2 protein-coding genes are annotated in these 2,817 nt (G+C 43.8%); both read left to right on the top strand.

Annotated features, from left to right (window positions below):
* Positions 1-142 precede the first annotated feature (142 nt).
* The gene (locus tag D0463_RS16225; protein WP_117308421.1) at positions 143-1,756 is read left to right on the top strand and encodes a long-chain fatty acid--CoA ligase; all 1,614 of its coding nucleotides are present in this window, start codon (positions 143-145) and stop codon (positions 1,754-1,756) included.
* A gap of 181 nt (positions 1,757-1,937) precedes the next feature.
* Positions 1,938-2,738: an enoyl-CoA hydratase gene (locus D0463_RS16220; RefSeq protein ID WP_117308420.1), complete on the top strand. Its 801-nt coding sequence runs from the start codon at positions 1,938-1,940 to the stop codon at positions 2,736-2,738.
* Positions 2,739-2,817: the final 79 nt, after the last annotated feature.

Here is a 2,817-nt window from a genome sequence, read left to right as displayed (position 1 = left end):
AAGCGAGTAGATTCCATGACCATTTGAAAATCAACAATGGAATTTAACAGAGCCTAAAATATAAAACGAAAAAGGATAATCCTTAAAAAAATCGAATTAAATAAATGTTGAAAGCGTTTTCTAAATAAGGAGGAAATAAAAAATGATGAATACTCCCTTGATTATGACGCAGATGATTGAAAGAGCAGAGAAGTATTATTCGAAAAAACAAGTGGTATCGCGTACGGAAAGCGGCATTCAAAGATTCACTTACCGTGAGATAGCCGAGCGTACGAGAAGGCTGGCAAGCAGTCTTGAAAAACTGGGAATAGAAAAAGGGGACCGGATCGGTACTCTTGCGTGGAACCACCACCGACATCTCGAAGCGTATTTCGCAATCCCTTGCTCGGGGGCGGTGCTACATACGATTAATTTAAGACTTTCGCCACAGCATGTTTCATATATCGTGAACCATTCTGAGGATAAATTATTGTTGATTGATGCAGATGTCCTGCCGCTGATTGAAAGCATTCAGGAGGACATTCAGCATGTTGAAGGATTTATTATCATGACTGATGCCGAAGAACTGCCTGAAACGAAGCTGTCTCCTGTATACCATTATGAAAAACTGATCGCACAAGGCGATCCTGCACACCCATTCGCACAGGAGATCGATGAAAATGATCCGGCTGGTATGTGTTATACGTCCGCTACAACCGGTAATCCAAAAGGGGTTGTTTACTCTCACCGTGGGGTTGTCCTTCATAGTCTTGGACTGGGTTTAACAGACAATTTGGGCATCGCGGAGAGAGACACAGCGATGCCGGTTGTGCCGATGTTTCATGTGAACGCCTGGGGGCTTCCGTTTGCGGCGGTCTGGTTCGGCAGCAATCTTGTTTTGCCCGGACCGTATTTTACCCCGAAATTACTTGCTGAATTGATTGAATCGGAAAAAGTGACGTTAACCGCAGGCGTACCAACGATTTGGCTTGGCCTTCTGCATGAGCTGGAGGATAACGAATATGACACAAGCAGCCTGAGGGCGGTAATTTGTGGCGGTTCCGCGGCTCCTAAAAGCATGATCAAAGCGTTTGAGCAAAAGCACCAAATTCCCTTTGTTCATGCTTACGGCATGACTGAAACAAGCCCGCTTGTTTTTACCTCTAGTCTGAAAAGCTATCATGATGATTTAGAAGAGGAAGAACAGTATGAGCTAAAAGCAAAGCAGGGAATGACGGTACCGTGCATTGATATAAAAGTAATCGGCAAGGATGGCGAAGTGAAAGCAGATGGAGTAGAAATGGGTGAATTGCTCATTCGCGGCCCGTGGATTGCCAGTGAGTATTACCGGGACGACAGGACTGAGGGAGCATTTAAAGATGGCTGGCTGTATACCGGGGATGTTGTAACCGTTGACGGGGAAGGCTTCGTTAAGATTGTCGATCGGACTAAGGACTTAATTAAGAGCGGTGGGGAATGGATATCGTCGGTAGACTTGGAGAATACATTGATGGCTCATGAAGCAATCTTCGAGGCAGCAGTTATCGCGGTTCCGCACGAAAGATGGCAGGAGCGGCCCGTCGCTTGTGTCGTTCTGAAAGAAGCATATAAAGATAAAGTAACCAAAGATGAAGTGATTGAATTTTTGAAACCGCAGTTTGCGAAATGGTGGCTGCCAGATGAAGTATTATTTATGGATGAAATTCCGAAGACGTCAGTGGGCAAATTCTTGAAGAGGGCTCTTCGTGAACAAGTCCAGGATAAGGTGAAACTATAAGATTGTCTGCTCGAACGAGATAAATAGGTTATTCAATAATCGCAAAAAAGGGGATGGGATCCCATCCTCTTTTTAGCATGCCTAAAAGTGAGATTTCTCACAATATTCATTTTTTTCTTTTTATTTGAATGAAAGAAACGTTATAATATTTATGAGAAAATTTTTTTGAGGAGGAAGAGCAGTGGGATCCTACGAATCGACTTCTGTTACAGAGACCGTTACGGTAACGTATTCAGAAAGGACGGCTACAGTTGAACTGAACCGCCCTGAAGCTTTAAACGCAATGAATGAGCCTATGCTGCGTGAATTGGTGAACGCACTTAAGGAAATAACGACGAATGAAGATATCCATGTTGTTATTTTAAAAGGAAAAGGGAAAGCGTTTTCTTCCGGCGGAGATATTAAAATGATGCTTTCATCCAATGATGAAGCTGATTTTAACTCTTTGATGGATTGCATCAGTGAATTGGTGACAACGCTTTACTTTATGCCAAAGCTTACGATTTGTGGGATTCATGGAGCGGCAGCGGGCCTTGGCTTGAGTATGGCGCTGGCGACGGATTACATTATTGCTGAGCCTGAAAGTAAAATTGCCATGAACTTCATCGGCATTGGTCTTGTGCCGGATGGAGGCGGACATTTCTTCCTTGAAAGAAGGCTGGGTGAAGTTCGCGCAAAGGAACTCATTTGGGAAGGGAAAGTAATGAGGGCGCAAGAAGCCTTCGAAAAAGAACTAATACACGAAGTCGCTTCCGAAACGCTCGATCAAGCCATTGAGACGAAGCTTGCGAAATGGCTGAACAGCCCGATCCAGGCGATGATTAAGACGAAAAAAATCCTCGGTGAAAAAAATCGGCCGCTGTTATTAAAAATGCTTGAACTTGAAAAAAACGCACAGATGAAAATGCGTAGAACAAGCGATCACCAGGAAGGCATTCAAGCATTTGTCGAGAAAAGAAAACCGAATTTTACAGGTAATTAAAGAAAGGGGCCGACGGGGAAATAAACTGTACCCTATGTAAAGGACATTTTAAAAAAGGTCAGGCAGCCTGAAGAAGATG

Origin of the sequence: Bacillus sp. V59.32b, assembly GCF_003429085.1 — a bacterium.
Lineage (GTDB): Bacteria > Bacillota > Bacilli > Bacillales > DSM-1321 > Peribacillus.
This window is presented reverse-complemented; position numbering and strand designations above follow the sequence as displayed.